We start from the raw sequence: 24751 nt of genomic DNA on the forward strand, positions 1-24751 counted from the left end.
ATAGACGCTTTTTTATCCCTGGGACTCTTACTTTTTTCAGCTTCTTACTTGCCCAAAACCGGACATTCTAGGTCACACAATGAGCCCTTTTTTAATGATTCCTAAATCAATCAGCAGTACTTATCCGGGTTGTTCATTCCGAGAGAATCACCGAACACATTAACGGGATAATCATCTTCGTCAGATGCACCTTCTTGTTTCAACTTTGGTTCAAGTGTTAGCGCCTTGAGATAATCCAGCAGTGCATCTACTTGACCACTCCTGACAATATGTTCTGGCGTCTCCATTGCCATCGCGGGGATTTGTTCGTGTTTATACCAATATTCGGCATATGCTCTGCTGCACAAGCCTTCGGTGACAATGTATGACAGGACTCTTTCTCGATTTTCTGCGCTATTCATACATATCCCTTTTTGGGGTGGCTGATAAGGTAATATTAGGTGCTGTTGGGTGTATCAGCCCCCTTTCGCTGAATGATTAAAGACAAATATTCTCGAGCCACAGGGGAATTCCATTCAGCCCATCTTACATCGCCGCTTTCACCGCACGAGACAGCCTCTGCACAGTCTTCTCAGGATCCGCTGATTCTCGGTTAAAAAAGTTACTGACAACATCGAAGATTGCTCGCTGAGCATAGCTGGTTGTCGACAGGCCCTGTGACATACTCGGCACCAGATCACCGCTTTTTGCCGTGGCTTTAAACGCCGCCATCGAGTCCAGTGCACACTGGTCGAATTTTTTCATGTTCATATCTAAGCGAACCGGAATCGACCCTTTATTAAGATTGAAGATCTCCTGAAATTCCTTGGTCATAATGGTTTTTGCGAGATCTTTCTGAGCTTGCTTATCTTCTTTTGCCCCACTTAGCTTGAAGAAGGCAAAGCTATCAATATTGAAGGTGAACTGATCTGCCGTTCCCGGCGCCGGGGCACAGATATAATCTATACCCGGTACTTTGCCTGCGTCAGCAAATTCACCTTTTGCCCAGTCGCCCATGATCTGCATTGCCGCTTCGCCATTAATGACCATAGCGGTCGCCGTGTTCCATTGGCGTCCACGGGCATTCGTATCGATATAATCATGCATTTTTTTGAACTGCGTGAAGGCTTCAACCATCTTCTTGCCCGATAGCACATCCATATCCAGATCGACAAAGGCCCTGTTGTAATCTTCAGAGCCGAGCACCGCTAATGCGACCGCTTCGAAAAGCGTCACGTCCTGCCATGGCTGTCCGCCATGAGCCAAAGGAATAAAACCCGCGGCTTTTATTTTATCGGCGGCAATAAAGAACTCACCAAGGGTTGTCGGCACTTGGGCGCCGGATTTTCTGAACACGTCCGGATTTGCCCACAACCAGTTAACACGGTGAACATTTACGGGTACCGCAACATACTCACCATTATACTTCATCACGTTCGCAACAACTTCCGGTACGACCTCACCCCATTCCTCGGCGGTAGCAACATCATTCAAATTGGTCAGAAACCCTAACCGACCCCACTCCTGAATATCATGCCCTTTGATCTGAGCTGCTGATGGCGGATTACCTGATACCGCACGTGTTTTTAACACCCTCATCGCACTTTCACCGCCACCACCAGCAACCGCAAAATCTTTCCAGCTGTTGCCTTGTTGCTCCATCATGCTTTTCAGCACCGCAACTGATCTGGCTTCGCCACCGGATGTCCACCAGTGCAGTACTTCCACTTCCCCTGCATGGGCGGTGGTTGCCGTTGCGGCGAAAGTCAGTGCGAATGTTATTGCACGCAGCGTTCGGGTTATTTTCATCATCTCGTTCTTCTGTATTTCAGCGCCGCGTCAGACATTTTCAACCAGGCGCGGAATAAAGACTTTAACTTCTAAGCCACCATGTTTTGAATTATGGATCGTAAGATCGCCGCCATGGGCATGAAGAATATTACGGGCGATCCCCATCCCTAAACCATGACCTTCATCATCCGTTGCTACACGGAAATAGGGTTCAAATACCGCTTCCATTGATTCTTCCGGGATCCCTCTCCCCTGATCCTTAATGATTAATACTAGTGCATCATGCTCATCTGCCACGATAAGCTCGACCTTCTCACCGTATTTCACGCCATTATCAATCAGGTTGGTCAGACAGCGCTTGAGTGCTAAAGGTTTACCCATTAACGGTGCAATCGGCGTGTCAGGAATAGTCACCTTCTTCTGGCCGTTATTATGGCTCTCGGCGATACTGTGCAGCATTTCAGAGAGATCAACCTGCACTAAATTCTCATGCAGATCGGTATCGCGAACCGTTTGCAGCGCCCCTTTGACCATCATCTCCAACTCATCCAGATCCCGGTTGAATTTCTCGATTTTCGCTTCATCGTCTATCAGCTCTGCGCGTAACCTGAGGCGAGTAATGGGGGTTTTCAAATCATGGGAAATAGCCGAGAACAAGTGCTCTCTGTCATCTATATAGCGGCGTAATCGCATCTGCATTCGGTTAAAAGCCTGCGTTGCCGTCACTAACTCGCTGGCCCCCTCTTCTTTCAACGGAGGCTGGTAGATATCCAGGCTTAGCGCATTTGCGGCATTGGCTAATCGCTTGAGAGGCTTGGTCTGGCGGCGAACCATAAAGTAAGTAAAGACCAGCAGCAAAGCGGTAATAAACGCGAGAAAAATCACCTGTTGCCTGGTAATAATCTCGTCATCCAGCATGACATATGGCGCGGGAAGCAGGGCGGCAATATACAACCATTCGTTGGTTGCCAGTTCCAGCTGAACAACCAGAATCGGTGGGTTCAGCGGCTCCAAACTCAGCGTATGATCCGCCCAGGAAGGCGGTAAATCACTGAGCAGAATGTCATTCTTTAACACGTGCAGGGTTTCAGGGCGAGAGAATTCGACCTTGATGACATTAAGCCGGGGTAACTTTTCATTCAGTACGTTTTGAATGGCATCCACCGCCGTATTTTTCAGTTTCGATGCCGGAATAGGGTCAATCAGGATCTCTTCTTCATTGAAAGAAACAAAAAAACGGGTTCCCCCCATATTACGCAGCTGATCGAGAACAATATGCCGGTATTGCAAGGGTAACGACTGGAAAAAATTCACCGTGGAAGCGAACATGGTCGCCATACTGGCAGAAGTCGATTCGAGCCCTTCCAGATCCCGCTGCTTCGATTGGCCGTACCAAATTAAGGTCGCGATCATCTGTGCCAGAAACACCGCAAGTAGCGTCAGCCACAAGGTGCGCGCCACCAGCGATTTAGGCCATAATTTTTTCAAGTTCATTCAATCATTACCCAAACCAGGCTAGTTTTCGTAGGTCACATCTGCGGTAAAAATATAACCATTACCACGCATCGTTTTGATCAGCCTCGGCTGTTTTCCTTTATCACCCAAACGCTGGCGTAAACGGCTCAGCTGTACATCAATCCCACGTTCCAGAGGCAAAGCTTCACGGCCACGAGTCACACAGGAAATAGTATCTCGGTCCAAGATTTCATTAGGACGGGTTAGAAATAGCATTAACAACGAAAAGTCACTACCAGACAGCTCGTAATCTTCATTTTTTTCCAAATCATACAAACGGTGAGACAGGGTTTCTAACCGCCAGTGAGAAAAACGAATCACTTTCGGCACGGCAGCAGGCTGTTGAATTTCTGTCGGACGCACCCTGCGCATCAGCGCTTTAATTCGCGCCATTAGTTGTCTCGGGCTAAATGGCTTGGCGATATAATCATCAGCGCCCAGCTCTAATCCAATGATCTGATCCATCTCATCTGAGACGGCTGTGAGCATAATGATCGGGACATCAGAGGTTTTACGGATATGCTGGCACAGGGTAAAACCATCATCACCGGGCATCATCACATCCAGCAGGATAAGATCAGGATACCCCATCAACAGCCGACGCTTCATTTCCTCGCCTTCAGCGGCTGTGGTAACGTCAAAACCCGCTTTTGTCAAATATTCATCTAAGAGTTCACGAATCTCCTGATCATCATCAACTACGAGGACCTTTTTGTTCGCAATCATCCGGTCTTCCTTTAATACTGGCCATTAAAAACCAGCCTATTTATACTATCAGCACAGTGTTAATCAATGTTTCATTAAATTCACTGTCATCTGGTTGAAAGTTTGAAGCCTGCAGGGTTTTGTGGACATTTTCATGCACCGCAAGACACGTATTATTCACCGCTGCTCATAACCAACAGGCCAATAATATTAATCACAGTACAATTATCGCGGCAATTCAGACTATTATCCCTATTGGGATCACAACGGTAAAGGGTTACCTTCTGCAAACGGGTCTAATGGCTTAGTTAGTATTGATATCTTTGACTATAGTCAGTTCTGCCTATGCCTTTTGCGACGAGAAGCCGGAACGGAGTGCTGGATTACGATCATTGACCTCGGTGAGATGATTAAATTTAGAACGGTGAAAACAGCAAGAATACAACCTCAAAGGAAGATCTGATTCTCGCCTGAAGTGGTTCGGTATAAAAAAGCAGGCATATAGTGGCATGCCTGCTGTCTATTCAATAAGACCTTGTTACCAGTGTTCGACCTCAATGATTTCAGCACGGATAAAATACGCTGAAGCTTCAGGGACAGAGAGTTTCACTGGCTTGCCTTCCTGCTGGGTTTTCGGGCGAAAATAAGTCTCCGGCACGCGCTTGATAGATGACCAGATCGGCACATCTTCACTGGCCAGCTCCCTACCGTTTTCACTCATCAGCTTAACCTTCAGGACTACCGAAACCACCGCTCCGGTCCCCTGATTCGTTAGCATGGTTGGAATGATCAGCCTGCCGTTTTCATACCGTGCTGATTGCAATAACACATCAATACCGCTTGTACTGAGCTGCTGGATGTTTTTGCTCGCACCCAGTTCAACCCGAACTCCTTTTTGCGCGGTTGCCACCGGTATCGCCACCGAGCTGGCGGCAGCTACTGGAATAGCCATAACCGCAGGCTTGGCACTATCGGTACTGACCTTAACATCAGCCTGGGTCTTCGCGACAGCTGTGGGGCTCTCAATAACCGGCGCTGCGTATTGCCAGGTAAAATCATCATGCAGCACAACTTGCCGGCCATCTTGCAGAGTGACGATTTGAGCGGCAGCCCAAGCGTTGCCCGTCGTTGCCAATGCCACCAATACCCCACATAACCGGGCCATTGTTTTCATCTTTCATCCTTATGACTATCTGCCTCCACCCCACTTCAAAAGACTCGTTTCAACGAGCTGGGCTGGCAGGCAACTAAGGTCCCCAGTTAAGTTGCAGCCGTTTATTTTTCTGCTGCAATAACCGAGATCTCAACCAGTAATACGTCGCGCGCCATACTTGCTTCAACGCAAGCACGAGCAGGCGCATGACCTTCCGGCACCCAGTTGTCCCAAACTTCATTCATTTCAGCAAAATCTTTCATATCTTTGATGTAGATTGTTGCTGACAGCATATGCTCTTTATCACTGCCTGCCTGCTCAAGAAGATCTTCAACTTTTTCCAGCATGGTTGCTGTCTGCTCTTTGATCCCCTGAGTTGCGTCTTTACATACCTGGCCACACAAATAAATAGTGCCGTTATGCTTAACAACACGGCTCATGCGTTGCTTGGTTTCCAGACGTTCAATCATTATTATCAGCCTTCTTTATAATTAATAAACCATGCTCTCACCACCATAAATCGGTATCAAAGGGCATAAAACACATAGTGTAACGGTATTATTAAATAGCTAACACAATAAAAAATAGTTACTTTAGACAAAATTTATCCCGCCCCATCGCTTTTTCAGGCACCACGGGGAAAAGAGCGCAGTTAGTCATTTTTATGCTCAGGGGAACTGGTCTTAGAACTGGTTCCGGCCATCCCGGCGGTTAGGCTAAACCGCATCGCTTCTTCAATTTTCATATCAAGAGGACGTACTGCGCTGCGGGGGATTAGCACTGCGTAGCCACCTATCATATAGCTTAAGGGCAGATAGACTAAGACACTGTCCTCATCGCGAAAAGACTTCGGCATTCGCTCTGGGAGCGGCTGGGTAACAAAACCGATTACCTGCATCCCGGTTTCCCCCAAAGTCACGGCAACAACCTGTTCAAATTCCTTGCGGGTAGTAGGTGAGAAATAGTCAAAAAAGTCGCGAATAGCTGGATATAAGGTTCTGGCTACCGGCATATGGTAAAAAACCTGTTCGCTTTTGGCGAACATGCGCTGCACCAGGTAGGCATTCATCATCAATCCCGCGATAAAAAAGACCAGCAGCCCGGCAGCCAGCCCCATGCCAGGCCAATACCATTCGCCAGGGAGGAGTGCTTGAATTAGCCCTCCTAATAGCGACTCTACCGATACCGCAAACCAGTAAAGGAGGTAGAGAGTGAGTACGACAGGCAATATGGTCACAAGCCCGGTAATAATATTTTTGCTGATAAAACCAAACATTGTGACGTTCTCCATGCAAGGGGGCTGATATAAAGCATAGGCTCCCTTCGACGGGTCGACACTTTCAATGTGCTGGTAGCACTCAAATTCAGGTAATTATTGCTAAAGACTCAAATCTGAACCGTTGCCGGTATTTCATGCCTCACTCCCACCACCAAAAAAACACTTAGAACACATAATATAAAGTCACAAAAAACCACCTCCAACCCAGCAAGACACCCTGCACAACCTGTCACAACTTGAGTTTTAATGACATATTTGTTAACATTTCGCCCGCTTTATATTTAGTGGTCTAATTATCTTCATGTGTAGAGATTATTAGGCTTTTACTTTTTCATAATGAAAGGATCAAAAACGAAACGTTCTGGCATCTTTTGTGGCACGTTTCAGCATCATTTATGGATAGCATATTAAAGAAATACAGTATCGAAACAACTGACTATCAGGTCGGTCAAGACAACATTCAAAAGTGGGGTTTTGATATTCATAACTCCGTATTCGGAATCAGTGCAGGTCTTATTTTCTTATTCCTTTCAACCCTGCTAATCGTCGACCCCAATACCGCAAAAGAAGCACTAAACAACCTTAAGAACGGCATCATTGAAAATTTTGACGTCTTCTTCATGTGGTCAACCAACTTTTTCGTGCTCTTCACCTTGGTATTGATGCTTTCACCATTTGGCAAGATCCGTATTGGCGGCAAAGATTGCGCGCCAGAGCACTCTACTCCTTCATGGCTGGCGATGCTTTTTGCTGCAGGTATGGGGATCGGCCTTCTATTTTGGGGCGTGGCTGAACCTACGGCTTACTTTACTGACTGGTGGGGCACGCCTTTTAACGTGGAGCCGTACTCGGCAGAAGCGAAGTCACTCGCCATGGGGGCGACTATCTTCCACTGGGGTATCCACGGCTGGTCTATCTATGCGATTGTCGCACTCGCGCTGGCCTTTTTTGCTTTTAACAAGGGGCTGCCGCTGTCGATGCGCTCTGTGTTCTACCCGATCTTTGGCGACAGAGCCTGGGGCTGGCTTGGTCATGTCGTCGATATTATGGCGGTACTGGCAACTCTGTTTGGTTTGGCAACGTCTCTTGGGTTGGGGGCACAGCAGGCCACCAGCGGAATCAACCACGTATTTGGTACCGATGGCGGCATTGGTATGCAGCTTGTCGTCATTGCGTTCGTGACTTTTATTGCCATTTTATCTGTTGTTCGTGGTATCGATGGCGGTGTTAAGGTACTGAGTAACATCAATATGTTGTTTGCATTAGCGCTGCTGGTGTTTGTTACTTACGTCAGCTTTGATATTGTGGTGAATTCGATTCCAGAAACATTCATGGCTTACGTAGAAAATATCATTGGCCTGAGTAACCCGCATGGCCGTGAAGATACGACATGGATGCACGGCTGGACGGTCTTCTACTGGGCATGGTGGATTTCATGGTCACCATTTGTAGGTATGTTTATTGCCCGCATATCTAAAGGCCGTACCGTGCGCGAATTCCTGTTTGCAGTGACTTTTATTCCGACGCTAATGACCATCATTTGGATGTCGGTTTTCGGCGGTATCGCTCTCGATCAGGTGGCCAATAAGATCGGCGAACTGGGGGCTAATGGTTTGAATGATATTTCACTGACTTTGTTCCACGTATACGACGCCTTACCATTTGGTTCTGCAATTTCTGTCCTTTCTATTGTATTGATACTGATCTTCTTCATCACCTCATCTGATTCAGGCTCACTGGTGATCGACAGTATCACTGCTGGTGGTAAGGTGGATGCGCCGATTCCACAACGAATTTTCTGGGCAACGGTAGAAGGTGCCATCGCAGCTGTCATGCTTTGGATTGGTGGTAAAGAGGCACTTCAGGCATTACAGTCTGGCGTAGTGGCGACAGCTCTGCCCTTTACCTTTGTCCTGCTACTGATGTGCGTCAGTCTGGTTAAGGGCTTAAATACCGAACGTATTTTATACCGATAATGATCAACCGATCCCCCTTCGCTATGTTGATCGTTTGAGCTGGCTCGAATGGGATCATAAAGCGTTCTAATCAGTCTCAACCATTGGGTTGAGGCTGATTTTTTATTCCGCATCAGATTGATTTTGACAATATCCGTGACTGGGTTTGAAAGCCAATGGAGCCGTAGAACTCTTGCGCTTGGTCATTAAATTCCATCACTTCCAGCCGGACTTCATCAACACCTTCGCTGATTGACCACAGTTCGACGGCTTCCATCAATTTTTTACCTATACCCTGACCTTGAAAACCCTCTGACACGACGACCGTTTTTACCCGGCACACTTTCTTTTTTTGTATGAAGCTGACTGTCGTGTTTTCAGTGATCAATGCAAGAATAAAACCGACAACCTTATTGTCAATTTCAGCCACAATGAACACGGCACCTTCGGCATTAAAGTTGTCGCGCCAGTATGACCTGTCTCTGTGGACGCTTTTGGGGGCAGCAAATACCTGTGGTGCGCCATGGTAATGCTGTGTATTGATCTGCTGTGATAGCAGGCAGATTTCGTCTAAATCCTTTTCTGTGGCTAATCGTAAATTCATGATTTTGTTTTCTAATACTTCTGTAGAATATGCTAAAGCCGGCGCCAGCATTCACTGGGCCTGGAAGAGACATTTGTCTCATTGGTATATTCTATTGATTTTATAAACACTTATTTGCATAGCAGATCAAAAAATTAAAATTTTCGAAGCATTGAATGCAATATTGGTCATTGGCTATTGCCCACAGAGCTCGATTATCCGGCGGGTAACTTCCGGTACCGCTGTGGCGACCTTGCCGCTGATAGCTTGATTAAACGCTGTTACATCAGCCACTTCTATCGCAAAAACTGTCATTTTAGGCGGCGTTTCCATCACCGTATTCAATAACTGCCAGATTTGCGGCAACGCCATCATGTGACTGCTGATATGCATTTCTCTGTCGGTGCCAGTCATTGACTGTAAATCGTCCCCGTCAAAGCAGTAAAGCTTGCCCGGATGTCCAAATGACTGGCTCTCAAGCGCATCAACCACAATGGTATGGGTGCAATTGAAAAACAGGGGCAACGCCCGCTGTCCAGAGTTAGCAGCGTAAAATAGCTGAATTCGGGGCTCGTCTGCTGGTCTGGCGGCCAGCTCTGTCTGTAACTGTTCAAATACGGCATAACCCACACCATCGTCACTACAAAGCTGGTTACCAAAGCAAATGATATTGATCATCTTATACCGCGCATGTAATACCCCTCAATCCTGTGGCCGGTGAGCATAACTGAATTTGCTTTGCCTCAGACTCTGTTGACTTTGAGTTGCAGGAAATGAGTCGAGCAGGAAATACAGGGGTCATAGTTGCGGATCACCTGCTCACAGAACAGCTTCAGCTCTTCATCACTGTGTTCAAGTCCGTATACCTGTACCGAGTGTTTCAGATCCTGCTCAATCCGGGCCTGGTTCTGACTTGTTGGCGGTATGATGGTGCAGTTTATTATCCTGCCTTTTTCATCGAGCTTATAACGATGGTAAATCAGGCCCCTGGGCGCTTCGGTTGCATGGCAGCAATCCCCGGCCCTTGGCGTGACGGTCACGCTCGGCTCATCGGGCAAACAGAGACTCTCTAAGAGGCGGCAGATTTCGTTGATGGCGTAGTGAAGTTCCAGTGCCCGGATCACAATACTGTCAAACATATTCAGGCTCGCCCCGTCCAGACCCACCTGTACCGCCAACTGCCGGGTTTCATCGTCTAACTGAGCAAAATTGTTATTAAACCGTGCCAGCGGCCCCACCAGATAATCCTGTCCATGCAACATCGAATAAAGTGCCGTCGAATGAGGCTCCTGATGCTCTTTGAAAAAATCCTGATAATCTTCGACATCAATGAGCAGATCCGAAGCGCTGGCAATCCTGCCCCCATTAATGGGGTAACAACTCTCTGACTTTAAGCTCACATAATCGAAACCGTATGAATAATCGGGACGCTTCAGCGAAGCGCAAAAAATAACCAGATCATGCGCCAGCCGACGGGTATCTTCCGCCTTGGCTTTAAGTGCATTGAGTTCATCATGAGCAAGCAAGCGTTCAAAGCCGCCCACTTTCAACCCGATAGGATGAACACTGCGGCCACCGAGCAGCGCCATAACACCGTTGCCGAGAGCCTGGATCCTGACTCCGCGCTTAAAGACATCGGGATGATGCTTTGCCATCTCAAGCGCATTGTCAAAACCGAGGAAATCCGGCAAGGCGAGAAAGTGAATATGCAGGGCATGGCTTTGAATCCACTCCCCCAGATTCATCACCCGCCTTAGCTGGGCGATAGGTTCAGGGATCTCTACCTGAAATAATTTCTCAAAGGCCAAAATAGACGTCAACTGATAGGCCATGGGGCAGATCCCGCAAATACGAGCGCTCAATTCTGGGGCGTCGATATAATTTTTTCCGATCAGGAATTGTTCAAATAAACGCGGCGGCTCAAAGATCTTCAAATGCAACTGGTCTATCTGATCATCACCGGCATCAAATTCCAGTGACGCTTCCCCCTCGATGCGGGTAATAAAAGGCACCTTGATTCTGATTTTCCGCCGGGTCATATCCGCTCCTTATTATTTTTTGCTGTCCGGTGCCCAGTGCTCGATCTCTTTACGATATTCAGGGGAATGGCAATGAATTTGCGCAAAACGGTTTACCACCTCCCAATCAACCAGCCCAATCCCCTTCAGCCGGTTGGCAAGGCTGCGGCAATTGGGCTGCTCTGAAGGTCCATAACAGCTGTAGCACGCTTTGCCGTAAGCAGGACATAGCGCCCCGCATCCGTTACGTGTGGTGGGACCGAGACAGGGCGCCTGCTTGGTAACCAGCACACAGATGATCTGTTGTCGCTTGCACTGCATGCAGAGCTTTTCTTTCTCCGCTTTGGCTTGTGTGCCGAGCAGCAGCTGAACTAAAAAACGATTAACCTGCGCCGCTGAAACCGGACAGCCCCACAATTCGTAATCGACTTTGACTGCGCTGGCGACAGGTTCAGAATTATCCAGAGTTTCAATAAAATCAGGCCGGGCATAGACCTGCAATTTCATTGAAGGCGTTTTACCGTATAATTGCGAAAAGTTGCGCAGGGCCTGCACCCCGCCAGAAGTCGCACAGGCGCCGATCGTGACCACAAGCTTGCTGTGGGTTCGGATCGCTTTTACCCGCTCCAGATCATGGGGCGTCGATATGCTGCCTTCGACAAAAGCGATGTCGACCGGACACTCCGGGTTATAAATCCCCCCTTCAACGAAATGAAGGATCTCGGCCCGCTCGAGCAAACTTAACAGCCCCTCACCCTGATTAAGAAAGGCCAGCTGGCAGCCGGAGCAGGAAGTCAGTTTATGAATGGCAACCGTCAACTTTGACATATCAAAATCCGTTCAGTCCAAACCAGGGCTTGATGGCCGGGAAATGAAATACCGGCCCGTCCTTACAGACAAAATACGGACCAATCTGACAGTGGCCACAAAATCCCTGACCACATTGAAAGTTACGTTCCATGCTCAAATAGTAAGCATCATCGGCGACGCCGAGTTCGGCAAGTTGTTTGATTGCCGCCTTCATCATAATTTCAGGGCCACACATCATGACGACGCAGTTGTCGATATCAAAATCCGCATTGTTAAGCAGTTCGGTAACCATACCCAGCTGCCAGTGCTGTTGGCGTTTTTTTTCCTCGCTGGCAGCCAGTAGCACCTGGCAATTATGATGATCCCGCCAGGTGTCATATTGTTGTTTCCACAACAAATCCTGGCGATGTTTAACCCCTTGCAGGATCACGATCTTACGATAATTCTGACGATGTGTGATCGCATGGTTTATCGCCGCAACGGCAGGAGCACACCCTAGTCCGGCGGTAATAAACACCAGATCTTTGGCGATGGCTTCCGTCAGCGGCCAGCCATTGCCGAAGGGGCCCCGAAGGCCAATTTGCTGCCCGACCTTAATCGCCGTGAGTGCTTGTGTCACTCGCCCGACGGCACGAACGGTATGCAGCAGCACACCTTCCTTCCACCCCATAATTGAAATGGCCACCTCGCCGACGCCAAACAGATACAGCATATTGAACTGGCCATAATGGCACTCAAACGGGGCATCCGTCTCAATCTTCAGTGACAACGTCACAATTCCGGGGATTTCTTCTGTTAAGCTTATCAGGGTGGCCGGGATGGGCATCGCTTTGGTCATCGGTGTCCTCCGTTATGCGTCTTTTCTCCGGTCCCGTTGACTTCATTAACCAATAACTGCGCTTCTTCGACCAAATCAATGGCAACCGGGCACCAGGTAACACAGCGGCCGCAGCCGACACACCCCGAACGCCCGTATTGCTGTTGCCAGGTCACCAGTTTGTGGATCAGCCACTGCTTATAGCGTGAAGCAATTGTCGGGCGAATCGTTTTACCAAAAATATGACTATGCTCCTCGCTGAAACAGGAATCCCATAGCCTGACTTGCGAAGCACCCGCCAGACTGATGTCGCTTTCTGACTCTTGCTTACTGCAAAAACACGTAGGACAAACCAAGGTACAGTTACCACAAGCCAAACAGCGTTCTGCCACCGCCTGCCAACGACCGCTATCCAGAGCCTTAACCAAACCGGCCAGCTGGGATTTTCGCGGCATCTTTTTTTTCTGGGCCTCCGCCGCTGATTTCACTTGCTGTTTCGCTTTGCTCTGCTGAGCCGGGGTGGCGGATGTCAGCGGAAGTTGCGCCATCACTTGCTGGCCTTTTTCACTGCCGCCATCAAGCAAAAAACCTTCATCTAGCTCATCGAGCACAATGTCATAATAAAAGCTGGCCTCGGGACCGTCTCCGGTCGAAACACAAAAGCACTGATTGCCGCTCCGGCTGCAATTGACTGCCACGATCAGCATCTGTTTTCGTTGCGCCTGGTAGAATTCGTCCTGATAAGGACCTTGCAAAAAGTGTTTGTCCTGGAGGGCCAGTGCTGCCAAATCACAGGCCCTTAGACCAATAAAAGCGAGCTTTTCGACTTTACCGGTAGCTGGGTTAAAAACCAGATTGTGATCATCGACATCACATGTCCATAGTGTCTCGCGAGGCTTGAAAAGAAATGGCTTTAACGCCTGAGGGCCGGTATTCCAGTCAAAATAACGCAGTGAAGAACTTGCTGTCAGCTGATAGCTGCCGGGAGATTGCTCATCAATCAGGCCTGCGACAAGTTGACGGGGAGCAGTGACGTAATCAAAGACGATTGCACCATCTTTGACCACCGGCCCGATAACCTTGTAATCAAGCGCATACAACACATCAAACAGGGCGTGAAAATCATCCCTGCCTAATATTTTTTTATGCGGTTTCGAGATATTTTTCAATCACTAATCCACGGCGTTATTTCTTATCAGTATAGAACATGGGGAGTTGGCCGGACGGCTAAATTGGATTAGGTTGTACTTTACCGACACATTTTGCGGGAATAACTTTCGCAAAGAATTTGACTCATTCTGACTACGCTCGCTTATCTTGTGCAAGAGCATGGCTCATAAACCCTGCATGCCCAGACCAATAAATGCGTCAACGACAGAGGATTATACGGATTTATGTTCAGTCGCCCTGAAGCATTGGGAGATAAGCTTGTTTGTGTCATTGCTTAAGTTGATATTTATCGAATGTAATTTAATTATGGAAAACATCGGAGGGGCAAAGGCACGACCAGGGCTTTTGCTTACTGCGAATTCAAATTAAAAAAGCCAGCAGAAAATTGCCAGCTTCATGAATCTGGTCAGTGGTATGTGCTTAAACTAATTTCATCTCTTGGACGATATCTGAAGCAATCTCTGGTTTCGGGCTGGTTGGCTTTGCGTGAAGATCTGATTTCAGTTGTCCTTTGCGGTTACGTAGGCCTGCCTCCAGTTTTTTCAATGCTGCTGAAATGGCAGGGTACATTACCTCGTTAGTCGATTTTGCTGAAACCCGTACGCCTTCATAGTTGGTAAAAATTTCCACTTCATGCTGTCCGTGCTCTTTTGTGATGATGATGTCACTGCTGATCAGTTGCGGAAAGTGAGCGGATACTTTCTCAAATTTACTTTCAATTTCATTTCGTGAGGCGCCATTAATTGATATGTGATGTGTTTGAATGTTAACTTTCATATAACTCTGCTTCTCCAATCACTGTGTCATTTAAACGTAGCAAACGCAGGGTAAATTTGCACATGTGTTATCGGGAGTGTTGCAAATAATCAAGATAAGGCAGATCTAGCCAGTCATTGGCTTAAAATTACGAGTAAACCACCTCAAAATTGAATAAACAACTCATAAAGACGGATCTCTCCCGCACAAGGGGTTTCACGTTCATCATGACATAACCAAAAATCAAATTGTCCCTTGTTTAACATCCGCAATGATTCAAATCCCTGGATAGTTGACCAGGCGCGTTTTCGTATTTTGAAACCGCCGGTGGCTACAACGAGCTTCTTGATGGGGCGAGATCGGATTCGATACCATTATTGAGATACTTCACTTGCCGCTGCTCGACACCCGCTTGCAGTCGTCCCTCCTTCTTCAAACGGGTAATCGCATTGGCGCATAAGGAATGCTTGTCGGTATTTAACGTTTGAGGCTGATTATCTACGTCGTAATATCTCAGGCAACGCCTAAGAAACTGATAAGCGGCTTCATTACGCTTGTGAGATAAATAGAAATCCAGCGTCTCGCCTTGCTTATTGATGGTGAAGATCACCTAGAGTGCTCAGATCTACTTTTTCGATATTCACTTGGCGTCATTCCCGTAATTCTTGAAAACTCGCGGTTAAAGTTGGACTTGGTCTGAAAGCCGGAGTTCATGAAGATCTGGGTAATGGTGTCTTGTGACGTAATCAAAGAGTATTTGGCGTGCTCAATGCGATACTCATTGATAAGCTTAGAAATGTTCTGTTCATGGACTTGATTGACTGCGATTGAAATCTGTTTCGCCGGTATACCTAACTTACGTGTCAGTTTGGAAAGAGTCAGCTCTGGGTCGAGGTAAAGTGAGTCTTGGCGAATTCTAGCATCTAACATAGAAGTGATTTCTTGAGCGCGCTCCTTCGTCATGATTGAGGGACTGGTTGACTCCTCACGATTGCTGCTCATTTTGTGTGGTTGTGGCTCCTCGGAAACAGGAGTATTGATACCTGCCACGACTACAGCTATCGATAACACGGGTAAAAGAATTAAATGTGCCGCAGTGAGGATATAGAGTGACAGTTCACCTTGGTTGAACGTGAAATCCAAAGACATGAATGTATCCACAAACGCTGAAAAGATCAGCATCCATCCGGCAATACTCTCTGCTTTCTTAACCCCTTCCCAATTCCCTAGCGAGACATTAATCAGCGCAGTTTCTTTGGACGAAAAGCGGATAAGTGCAATTCCGTAGCCGACGTAAACTAAGGTAAGGACTTCATCTAGTGGGGCTGCCAGCCAAGGTTGGGTGACAGAGCTACCAGCGATAAATAGTGGCGCAATAAAATGTTTAATTGGCAAGAAGCCTTGACCGCGACTTGCATGTGCAAACGTATACCACGCAGCGATAGGTATGGTGGAAGCCAGAATAGGTTGTGCGATGCTGAAAGCTTCGAGCTCAAATGTCCAGCGTAAACCGACCATTGCCGTAGTCGCAGCACATAGCCCTAAAAACAGGCTAGCGACTTTAGCTTGCTGTGCGAATCGGACATAAAGTGTTATCGCCAGTAAGCCGAGCAACATAGAGACGACGAACGGAACGGGAATCGCAAGCATAGCAGGTCCTAGATTAAGAAAATGGTACTTTATTGAGTCGCATTAAGGATAACTCGATGAAATATAATTAAAACTTAAATATAGATAAATACCCGTTTAGGGACGACCTAAAACCCGTTTGGGGACGTTTACTCCCTTTATTCGTAGCAAAATGTCATCACTAATCAATTACGGAGGTGACATTTATGCAGTTCTATTTTCTTGCTTGGAAACGAAGCTTAGACTTTTCGGGCCGCTCGTCCCGCGAAGAATTTTGGATCTTTATATTGGTGCATACATTGGTGACTATCGGATGTATTGCGGCAGATATCGCTATGGACATGACGACTTGGTTTGACACAATTTATGGCGTTATAAGTTTCATTCCGATGCTTTCCGCTATTGTTCGTCGACTGCACGATATCGACAAGTCTGGCTATTGGGGACTGGTCTTTTTTATTCCGGTAGTAGGACCGTTTTGGTTGATGTATTTGTTGGTGCAATCGACCAATACTCACAGAGGTGGGAGGCTTTAGCATGAAAAAGGTCATACTTCTGAATATGTTTTTGTCTACTTTTATCTCAGTGTTCAGTTATGCCTCAACTGTATCGCCTTCTGGGGCATTTGGGATTCTAACTGTAGATAATATGACGCAAGGACAGCTCTTTTGGCTTAAAGGTCGAGTCGGAGAAGCGAGCTATACCTTTACTCGTCAAGACGAGAAAACATGTATTGTTAAGGTGCCTGTTGCCGTGGGCAGCATTTCTGAGCCAGATTTAAGCATCAGTGAAACGAAAGGTCTAACTATCATCGTTATGAGCCAGCGGCTCAATGATGCGCTTATGCAAGGGGAACGGATAAATAGTAAAGACTGGAATTTCACAACACAAGAAGATGACGATAACATCGACGGAGTGATTGCTAGTGGAATGAGCCTTAAAGAGGACTTCGTCCTAAACTCCAAAAGAAGATGGATTTCTTGGTTTATGGGGAGCAAACAAAGCCAAGCTTGCCTCTAAGGGGCTAATGTAATAAACCATCCTACCCATAACGACCCGTCAGGCTATGACTATTGTGACAATTAATAAGTAATTAATTAATGACAAGCGGGAGGTAGGGTGATGATCATTAACTTACTGGGTATTAATATTACTAATATATATTTCAACTGCATGGTGTTGATTATAATGGTCGACACATGTCCGCATGGCTAGGTTTGGTACCCAGACAGCATTCTAGCGGAGACAAGCAAACGTTGTTGGGTATCAGCAAGCGAGGTGAATCTATCTTCGAACATTACTCATTCACGGTGTCAGATCTGCCCTATCTAAGTGTAAAAACTTAGATAACGAATATATGACTGCAACTTAGATCTAGAGCAACATCATTAAAAATTAACGTGCAAATAGGAATGGTTCATATATGTTGCAAATAATCTGATGAGGTAGATCTAGTCAGTCATTAACTTAAAATCACTTCCAAAGTGACGCCTATCGTCGGTATTGCTATAGTTGCGGTGATTATTATTGCCTTTGTGCCACAAATTTCACTTTGGCTACCAAGCCTTTTCTACTAGTTTAAGCTTGGCACTGAAGGCGCTGGCAGTTGGCTGATTCAGCGCTTTTTTTATGGTGTTAATTCAAAATTGCCCACGTAGCGGCAGGGAATATTAATGAGTCAATTTTTGGCGATGTTTAATCAATACAATTATCTAAAGTCTGACCGGGCGAAAGGGGTCATGGCGTCAATCTTATGCTCGTTGATGTTTGCTTTAATTCCTGCTTACGTTCAATTACAACCTCATATGCCACAAAGCTTAATCGCCGGTGGAGAAAGCCACTGGCTTGCGGTTCAACGAGTAATTTGGAGCACGTTACTGTTTGTTGTTTTATTGCTGGCGACAAAGCGAATGCATCTACTCAGGAAAGCATTGAGCGACTGGAAAATGTGGCCCAAATACTGCCTGTCTGCCTTACTCGTTGCCCCTCAGTATTGGCTTTTCGTTTGGGCTCCAGCCAATGGCGAAACGCTCAATCTCGCGCTGGGTTATTTCACAATGCCCATTGTCTTAGTGTTAATCGGGCGTTTTTTCTATCGAGAAAGCTTGTCGCATTTACAGAAAGTTGCATGTTATTTTGCATCAGCTGGAACCCTTTACGCCTATGTATTAACCTCTGGTATCTCTTGGGTGGTATTGGTTGTGGCTCTCGGCTATCCGCTCTACTTTATGCATCGAAAAAACATTCCATTGGCAACAGATGTTGGCTTGGCAGTCGACCATATCATCTTGATGCCGTTTGCCTTTATCGCCATGTTCTATCTCTATCCAGCGGAGTATTTCTTACAGCTATCGGTGAGTACTTACATCTATTACATCGTTTTAGCCGTCGTCGCCATTACCCCAATGCAGCTCTATCTTTATGCCTACTCTAAGTTGACGGTTTCCCTGTTTGGCTTACTGGGCTACGTTGAACCCACGTTTATCTTTATTGTTGGTTTACTGATTGGCGATTCCATTGCCACCAATGAAATGCCGACCTACTTGTTTATTATTCTAGCCTTAATTTTGTTGGTACTTGATGGATATAAACGATACCGGACTTCAATTCCCCGAGCCTAGCCCAGCTCTGCGGCTGTTGATGCGACATTTTCTGTCAATAACTCGGGCTTCTGACATATTTATTGGTCACTTGCAGCGGGCTGTGATGTTTAATGGGTCTTCTTCACAGTACATCAATCGTTATTTCGCCAAAGCTATATAGCTTACCTCCGAACTCGTTAATAAAGACTTCGGCATCGGCTTGGTTGCCAAAACTCGCCAGGGTTTTACCCATCGACCCCTTTTGCTCTGAGCCGATCACATACCAGGCCTCTCGGGCATCAATGAAATACTCGTCTTCCGGACGTTGCCAGGGCGTTTTGCTCATATCATGAACATAGATTTCCTTGATCTGACGGATATTTTCCGGTTGCAGGACAAAACTGAATAAATCCCGGGTAGAGCAAAACTTACTGACCGAATTCGATGATTTGTTATAGGTCTCGCCTTTGGGGCCCGGATAGTTGCTGATGATCATGCCGCACAAGTGACATTCATCGGCCTGCTCTATGGCGACGGCCTGACGTACCATGGCTTTTTCTGACGATTCCTGCTCGCTGCAGGCAACACCTAATACCAGCAACAGGGCAACACTGAGGGTTCTTAGTGGGTGTAAACGACGCATATATCATTCCCTTACTAAAAAGTTACAAACTGAGTGAATATTTTTATTATTAAAGCTTGTTGTTTCTACAGTTTCTTATTTTTGAATACGAAAGAGGCTACCGCTAACGGTGCCACAATCCAGCTTCCCATCATCAGCAACAAGGTCGCTGGTGAGCGGCTTTCGTCGATGGCCACAGCCAGCACGCCACTAACATCACCGGTATCTAACGCCGCCAGATTAATCAAACGGAACAAATCGGCCGGATTGAACATCATCAGCTGTACCAGATGCTGCTGCGTCAATCCTTCTTCCACCCCGACCAGAATGGCCAGCAACGCCAAATCAAAAACCAGAACAAAGAAGAACCAGATCATCAATGCAATACCTGCCGCTTTGGACTTCTCTGACACTGACAAGCTGATCACGTAGGCAATCGCGATAAAACAGAGCCCCAGCAGGGTAGCGGTGAGGATAAACAGGCTGAATGCCGGTATGACATTAACGAAATCGGACTGTATCGCCAGCAAGAAAGCGGCACTGCCAAAGCCGAGGCAGGTGGCAAGGGTAATGATCGCGCCTTGTCCTAAAAATTTACCAAATAACAGCTGATTATGACTCAGCGGATAGGTTAGCAGCAGCAGCAAAGTGCCGGATTCCTGCTCTCCGACAAAGCTGTCATAACTTAATAGCAGCGCAATCAACGGGATAAGAAATACCGCGAGACTGGACAGGCTGGCAATCGTCGACGATAAAGATGCCACCCCCAGTTGCCCTGAAGCAACAGAGCCGTAATAGCTCAGCCCCAAAGACAGCACCGCAAAAATAAGGGTAATGGAAATCAGCCAGCGGTTTCTGAGCCCATCCTGAAACTCTTTTATCGCAACAGCAAAAACTGGGTTCATAATCTTAATGCCTCCGATTTATCGAATGCTTCTGGTTTATTTAGCACTTCTGATTTAGTTAATGTTTCTGGTGCATTCGAGAACGGGGCACTCTCATCATTGAGGTAATACTGGTAGAGCTGATCCAGGTTAGCAGATTCAATATGAAGATCACTGATATGGTCGTAACTGAGCAGTTTACGCACCACAGCCAGTTTATCGGTTTCCGGCACCAGTAACTGGTTGTCATTAACCCGCAATGCACTGAGGGCCGGATCACTTCGCAGTTCGCCATTGAGGCCCCTGGTATGAATCGCCACAGGCAAACGGGCCTGTTCGCGTAATTGGGCCAGGGTCCCTATTGCCCGCGACGTTCCCCCCGACAAAATCATCGCCCTGTCGATATGCTGCTCCACGCCCGGCAGAATATGGGAGCACAGTATAATACTGGCACCGTTACTCTTAAGGCGATCAACCGTCTGGTAAAATTCTTTGGTCGCAATGGGATCAAGGCCCACGGTAGGTTCATCAAGCAGCAATAATTTGGGGTCACCCAAAAAAGCCTGGGCTAGACCCAGTCGTTGCCGCATACCTTTTGAATAGGTCTTCACTTTGCGGTGCATGGCTGCCGTCAGTCCGACTTGTTCCAGTAATCCAATTACCTGGCTTTTGTTCACCGATTTTAATCGGGAGAAATAAGTCAGTACTTCCAACCCGGTAAGGTGATCGTAAAAACTGACATTCTCCGGCAAATAGCCGATTTTTCGGCGGCTGTGCCAGGCTTGCTTTGACTGTGGATCAACGCCAAAGATCGTTACATTCCCGTAACTGGCTTCGATAACCCCGAGGATTAATTTCATCATCGTCGTTTTACCGGCTCCATTATGGCCAAACAAGCCAAGCACTTCACCGGCAGCCAGCTGCAAAGTGATATTATTCAGCGCTTCAACCTGCTGATAGTGTTTGCTGGTATTGTGCAACGAAACAACTGGAGAGGTCGCTGTTTCTGAGAAGATCATCGTCATGCTGTTACCCCGCAGCCTGGTTTATCAGTAGCCGCTTTTCAGATAATTTATTTTCCGGCTCTGACGGCAGTGTCATGAGTGGAAAGCTGTCTTTTACCCCTGCAGGTTTAAGTACCGGAAATTGTTTTTGTATCCAACGCAACGTCAGGATTGCCGGACTATCGAGTAATACTTTGGCCTCCGGATATTGCCATACTAATTTATCTATTCCGTCATTGGGCTCAAATGGGGTATCGCCTCTGCCATCGTTGTTCAGATCCCAGCCAAGATAATTACTCCAAAAATTCCCGATGCCGTCATGGCTCCACTCCTGCTCCCGGTTAGAGACATATTTCACCTGCACCGGGTTATTAATAAAACTATTACCGAATACTTTAATATTTTCTGAACCGGCCGTGAGATGAATACCAATTTCAGCAGTATCAATACTGTTATAACTGATGGTGTTGTACCCCGAGTTATAGACAAACAACCCCTTACCGTCTCGCCCCATGACTTTGTTTTCTGGCTTGGTCCAGACATTTTTAATCCGGTTATGGCTGATATCGGAATAGGTAATAAAGTTCATCAAAAAACCGTAGTCTTCACTGTCTCGGCTTTCATTACCGGATACCGTCAGTTTTCGCGAACTCATCAGTGCATATCCCGCCCGCGTGTTATAAGCCAGATTGTTAAGCACCTGATTACTGTGGGAATACATATAATGGATACCATATCGCAGATCGTGCATGGTATTGTTTTTCAAAATATTGTTCTGGCTGGCGATAATATACAAGCCATCTCGGGTCTTGCTGATCGTATTACCGGTAACTTCAACGTCCTCGACTTTTGACAACTGAATACCATTGCCTCTGTCGGCCGAACGCAACGTGGGATTGCCTTCGACCTGATTACCCTCCACTTTGATATGCTTCCCGCCTTGTAACCAGAGACCAAACCCGTCACCCTGCAGTTTATTATTACGAATGGTCAGATTATTAGCTTGCCGGTCGGAGTAGATTCCGGCGTTTTGCGCGGTTAAATCACTGCCCCAATTAATGATGGTCAGATCCTCAATCAGGATATCTGAGCTTGTCAGCTGCAGGGCATGCCCCTTCCCTCCCGCATTGATTATGGCCTCTCCATTGTCCGTCAAGGTGATGGCATTGCGCAGGACAAAGTTGCCCTTATATTCACCGGTCGCGAGCAATACAACATCGCCATCCGATGTCGCATCCAGTACCATTTGCAAGTTGTCGGCAGCCGTCACCCGGTAGGTTTTGGCAAAGACTACAGGCTGCAGACAAAACATAATGAGTAATGTAATTAATGGTTTAATCATCGATTGTTTTTAACTTCCCTGCTACGACTTAAAAAATGAAGGCACAAAGATGATGATACAAAGGGCCAACCATGATGATTTTTTCGTTATGACAAATAGGCGACACAATGGCCAGACAAAATAGGGAAAGGGACAAAGTGCCAGACTGGCTGGCACTTTGTCGGTCAGGTTACCGACTCAGGCTATATCGAAGCAGAACATCAAGCCTCAACCAGCATACGACCCCGCATTTCCATGTGTAACGCATGACAGAACCAGTTACAGTAGTACCACTGAACCCCTGGCTTATTGGCAATAAAGGTAATGGATGATGTCTGCTGAGGACCAATTTCCATCTGCACGCCATGGTTGGTCATACAGAAACCGTGGGTAACATCTTCGACCATATCCAAGTTGGTAACGACCATGGTGACTTCATCGCCTAACTTCACTTTAAACTCAGTCATGCCGAAATTAGGTGCAACCGAGGTCATGTAAACACGCACCTTGTTGCCCTCACGGATCACTTTATTTTGGGTCATTACGTCGACACCGTCTTCTTTCGCCATTGCCAGTGTTTCGGCAAACATCGGATCATCACGTGTCCAGAGTTTCTGCGGCTTCACTTTGCTGCGGTGAACAATGATACAGTCATGGGGTTCTGCATAGGTTGGCCCATCATGGACCAGCTTCATTTCATCACCGGAAATATCAATCAGCTGATCATTTTCAGGGCGTAGCGGCCCGACTGGCAAGAAACGGTCTTTAGAGAACTTACAGAGAGAGACCAGCCATTTACCATCGGCATCACGGGTTTCCCCCTGAGAGGTATGGTTATGACCGGGTTGGTAATGCACATCCAGCTTCTGGCGGATGTAGTTGACCTTTTCGCCATTGTAGGCCTTGATGGCATCTTCTACGTTCCACTTCGCAATCTGGCTATCAAGGAACAACGTCGTATAGGCATTGCCTTTGTTATCAAAGGCGGTATGCAAAGGACCTAAACCCAGCTCAGGCTCTGCAACGATAGTGTCACGTGGCTTTATTTTATCGCTGAACAGATCGTCAAGCTTGTCGATTGCGATAACCGAAACGGTTGGCGATAGCTTACCATTAGCCACAAAATACTTACCGTCTGACGATGTATTCATCCCGTGAGGGGATTTTGGAACAGGGATATAACGAGTGAGTTCAGAACCTTTACGGCCATCAAGAACAGGAACATCATTACCATTGTACGTTTTGAATTCACCCGCTTTCAGCGCCGCTTCACAACGCGCAAGACTGAAAACAACGACGTGGTCTCGTTCAGCCGTGATCATTTCGCCCAGCGTCATCCCCATTTCAGAGTTATAGCAGGTTGAAGCGAAATATTTACCGTCGTAGTCGGCATCGGTATTATCCAGGTTGCCATCAACCATGACCTGAAATGCCACTTCCATCTTCTCGGCATCAATCACGTTAAACAACGAACGGTAGGTGCTGACATCTTCCAATGACGACTTGCCGTCATTGTTCATCGGAATTTCAAATTCCCCGTTACAGATCACATATTTGGTCTCAGGTACTTTTTGTACCCGTAATCCGTGGATAGCCTGGACATTCGGAATGGTGATCATTTTGTCGGTTTTCATGACATTACAACGAATACGAGCAACCCGGCTGTTGGCTTTGTCATTAATAAAAACATATTTACCGTTGTATCGGCCGTCCGTCATACTCATATGAGGGTGGTGTGAGTCTCCCACCAAAATATCTGCACTGTCACCTTTGACCCGCTTACTTTCGTTGGTCAGGCCCCATCCTGTTGCACTATCGGTATTAAACACAGGAATACGCATTAATTCACGCATCGATGGCAACCCCATGATGCGCACTTCGCCGGAATGACCACCACTCCAGAAACCATAATATTCATCTAAATCGCCCGGATGGACAAACGGGCTGTTACCCGCTTCTGCTGCCCGGGCTTGCGCCATTGAGGCAAACATTGCGGCTGACATCGGGGCGACTGCCGCGCCAATACCGATAGCGGCGGTTTTACCGAAAAATTTACGCCTTTCTACATTGGGTAATCCGTCTTCGTTATGTTGTTCTAACTGATCATTGTTCTTATTATCACTCATGGTTGGCTCTCCATACCGTTATTATTTACGCGACCACGATATTTATACTAGT

At 47.0% G+C, this 24751-nt stretch carries 24 protein-coding genes and 2 pseudogenes; 5 read left to right on the forward strand and 21 right to left on the reverse strand.

Annotated features, from left to right (window positions below; genetic code table 11):
- Positions 1–110 precede the first annotated feature (110 nt).
- The 7 genes from R3289_RS11760 to R3289_RS11790 form a co-directional block, all read right to left on the reverse strand.
- Positions 111–401 carry a hypothetical protein gene (locus tag R3289_RS11760; protein WP_318925706.1) on the reverse strand — a complete coding sequence of 97 codons (291 nt, stop codon included), beginning with the start codon at positions 399–401 and terminating at the stop codon, positions 111–113.
- A 124-nt stretch (positions 402–525) separates the two neighbouring features.
- Complete coding sequence (locus tag R3289_RS11765) at positions 526–1788, reverse strand: ABC transporter substrate-binding protein (protein ID WP_318925890.1); 1263 nt, start codon at positions 1786–1788, stop codon at positions 526–528.
- 30 nt (positions 1789–1818) lie between these two features.
- Complete coding sequence (locus tag R3289_RS11770; RefSeq protein WP_318925707.1) at positions 1819–3264, reverse strand: ATP-binding protein; 1446 nt, start codon at positions 3262–3264, stop codon at positions 1819–1821.
- A gap of 21 nt (positions 3265–3285) precedes the next feature.
- Positions 3286–4011 (reverse strand): response regulator, encoded by a 726-nt coding sequence (locus R3289_RS11775; RefSeq protein ID WP_318925708.1) that lies wholly within the window; start codon positions 4009–4011, stop codon positions 3286–3288.
- A gap of 517 nt (positions 4012–4528) precedes the next feature.
- Positions 4529–5164, reverse strand: a complete 636-nt coding sequence (locus tag R3289_RS11780) for a DUF3157 family protein (RefSeq protein ID WP_318925710.1) — start codon at positions 5162–5164, stop codon at positions 4529–4531.
- A gap of 101 nt (positions 5165–5265) precedes the next feature.
- Positions 5266–5613, reverse strand: coding sequence for a RidA family protein (locus R3289_RS11785; RefSeq protein ID WP_318925711.1), 348 nt, complete (start codon positions 5611–5613; stop codon positions 5266–5268).
- Between the two features lie 182 nt (positions 5614–5795).
- Positions 5796–6419: a DUF502 domain-containing protein gene (locus R3289_RS11790; protein WP_318925712.1), complete on the reverse strand. Its 624-nt coding sequence runs from the start codon at positions 6417–6419 to the stop codon at positions 5796–5798.
- Between the two features lie 398 nt (positions 6420–6817).
- Between R3289_RS11790 and R3289_RS11795 the strand changes: the two genes are divergently transcribed.
- The gene (locus R3289_RS11795; RefSeq protein WP_318925713.1) at positions 6818–8398 is read left to right on the forward strand and encodes a BCCT family transporter; all 1581 of its coding nucleotides are present in this window, start codon (positions 6818–6820) and stop codon (positions 8396–8398) included.
- Positions 8399–8510: 112 nt separating this feature from the next.
- Here R3289_RS11795 and R3289_RS11800 read toward each other — a convergent pair whose 3' ends face one another.
- From R3289_RS11800 to R3289_RS11840, 9 genes and pseudogenes are all read right to left on the reverse strand, one after another.
- Positions 8511–8981 carry a GNAT family N-acetyltransferase gene (locus R3289_RS11800; RefSeq protein WP_318925714.1) on the reverse strand — a complete coding sequence of 157 codons (471 nt, stop codon included), beginning with the start codon at positions 8979–8981 and terminating at the stop codon, positions 8511–8513.
- 174 nt (positions 8982–9155) lie between these two features.
- The gene (locus R3289_RS11805; RefSeq protein ID WP_318925715.1) at positions 9156–9638 is read right to left on the reverse strand and encodes a hydrogenase maturation protease; all 483 of its coding nucleotides are present in this window, start codon (positions 9636–9638) and stop codon (positions 9156–9158) included.
- Between the two features lie 65 nt (positions 9639–9703).
- Positions 9704–10999 (reverse strand): Ni/Fe hydrogenase subunit alpha, encoded by a 1296-nt coding sequence (locus R3289_RS11810; RefSeq protein ID WP_318925716.1) that lies wholly within the window; start codon positions 10997–10999, stop codon positions 9704–9706.
- 12 nt (positions 11000–11011) lie between these two features.
- Positions 11012–11806: a sulfhydrogenase subunit delta gene (locus tag R3289_RS11815; RefSeq protein WP_318925717.1), complete on the reverse strand. Its 795-nt coding sequence runs from the start codon at positions 11804–11806 to the stop codon at positions 11012–11014.
- 1 nt (position 11807) lies between these two features.
- On the reverse strand, positions 11808–12626 hold the full coding sequence (locus R3289_RS11820) for an FAD/NAD(P)-binding protein (protein WP_318925719.1): 819 nt from the start codon (positions 12624–12626) through the stop codon (positions 11808–11810).
- Positions 12623–13774, reverse strand: coding sequence for a 4Fe-4S dicluster domain-containing protein (locus tag R3289_RS11825; protein ID WP_318925721.1), 1152 nt, complete (start codon positions 13772–13774; stop codon positions 12623–12625). Before R3289_RS11825 ends, R3289_RS11820 begins: the two co-directional genes overlap by 4 nt.
- A gap of 421 nt (positions 13775–14195) precedes the next feature.
- Positions 14196–14552, reverse strand: coding sequence for a ribosome hibernation-promoting factor, HPF/YfiA family (gene hpf, locus R3289_RS11830; RefSeq protein WP_318925722.1), 357 nt, complete (start codon positions 14550–14552; stop codon positions 14196–14198).
- A 127-nt stretch (positions 14553–14679) separates the two neighbouring features.
- Positions 14680–15129, reverse strand: a pseudogene (locus R3289_RS11835) (DDE-type integrase/transposase/recombinase); the annotation flags it as partial.
- An 8-nt stretch (positions 15130–15137) separates the two neighbouring features.
- The gene (locus R3289_RS11840; protein ID WP_318925724.1) at positions 15138–16181 is read right to left on the reverse strand and encodes an AraC family transcriptional regulator; all 1044 of its coding nucleotides are present in this window, start codon (positions 16179–16181) and stop codon (positions 15138–15140) included.
- A gap of 185 nt (positions 16182–16366) precedes the next feature.
- On the opposite strand from R3289_RS11840, the gene R3289_RS11845 reads away from it, so the two are divergent.
- The 4 genes and pseudogenes from R3289_RS11845 to rarD all read left to right on the forward strand — a co-directional run bounded on the left by R3289_RS11845 (position 16367) and on the right by rarD (position 18781).
- Positions 16367–16696 carry a DUF805 domain-containing protein gene (locus tag R3289_RS11845; RefSeq protein WP_318925726.1) on the forward strand — a complete coding sequence of 110 codons (330 nt, stop codon included), beginning with the start codon at positions 16367–16369 and terminating at the stop codon, positions 16694–16696.
- A gap of 1 nt (position 16697) precedes the next feature.
- Positions 16698–17180 carry a hypothetical protein gene (locus tag R3289_RS11850; RefSeq protein WP_318925728.1) on the forward strand — a complete coding sequence of 161 codons (483 nt, stop codon included), beginning with the start codon at positions 16698–16700 and terminating at the stop codon, positions 17178–17180.
- A 167-nt stretch (positions 17181–17347) separates the two neighbouring features.
- Positions 17348–17487: pseudogene (locus tag R3289_RS11855) on the forward strand (transposase); the annotation flags it as partial.
- A 346-nt stretch (positions 17488–17833) separates the two neighbouring features.
- The gene (rarD, locus tag R3289_RS11860) at positions 17834–18781 is read left to right on the forward strand and encodes an EamA family transporter RarD (protein WP_318925730.1); all 948 of its coding nucleotides are present in this window, start codon (positions 17834–17836) and stop codon (positions 18779–18781) included.
- A 103-nt stretch (positions 18782–18884) separates the two neighbouring features.
- Here rarD and R3289_RS11865 read toward each other — a convergent pair whose 3' ends face one another.
- The 5 genes from R3289_RS11865 to nosZ form a co-directional block, all read right to left on the reverse strand.
- A complete protein-coding gene (locus tag R3289_RS11865; RefSeq protein ID WP_318925732.1) occupies positions 18885–19385 on the reverse strand; it encodes a nitrous oxide reductase accessory protein NosL in 501 nt (166 codons plus the stop codon).
- 65 nt (positions 19386–19450) lie between these two features.
- Positions 19451–20269, reverse strand: coding sequence for an ABC transporter permease (locus tag R3289_RS11870; RefSeq protein WP_318925733.1), 819 nt, complete (start codon positions 20267–20269; stop codon positions 19451–19453).
- Positions 20266–21273 carry an ABC transporter ATP-binding protein gene (locus R3289_RS11875; protein ID WP_318925734.1) on the reverse strand — a complete coding sequence of 336 codons (1008 nt, stop codon included), beginning with the start codon at positions 21271–21273 and terminating at the stop codon, positions 20266–20268. The genes R3289_RS11870 and R3289_RS11875 overlap by 4 nt, the downstream gene beginning before the upstream one ends.
- A 4-nt stretch (positions 21274–21277) precedes the next feature.
- The gene (locus tag R3289_RS11880) at positions 21278–22594 is read right to left on the reverse strand and encodes a nitrous oxide reductase family maturation protein NosD (RefSeq protein WP_318925736.1); all 1317 of its coding nucleotides are present in this window, start codon (positions 22592–22594) and stop codon (positions 21278–21280) included.
- A gap of 200 nt (positions 22595–22794) precedes the next feature.
- Positions 22795–24699, reverse strand: a complete 1905-nt coding sequence (gene nosZ / locus R3289_RS11885) for a TAT-dependent nitrous-oxide reductase (RefSeq protein WP_318925737.1) — start codon at positions 24697–24699, stop codon at positions 22795–22797.
- Between the last annotated feature and the right edge of the window lie 52 nt (positions 24700–24751).

The organism is Photobacterium sp. (assembly GCF_033720175.1).
Lineage (GTDB): Bacteria > Pseudomonadota > Gammaproteobacteria > Enterobacterales > Vibrionaceae > Photobacterium.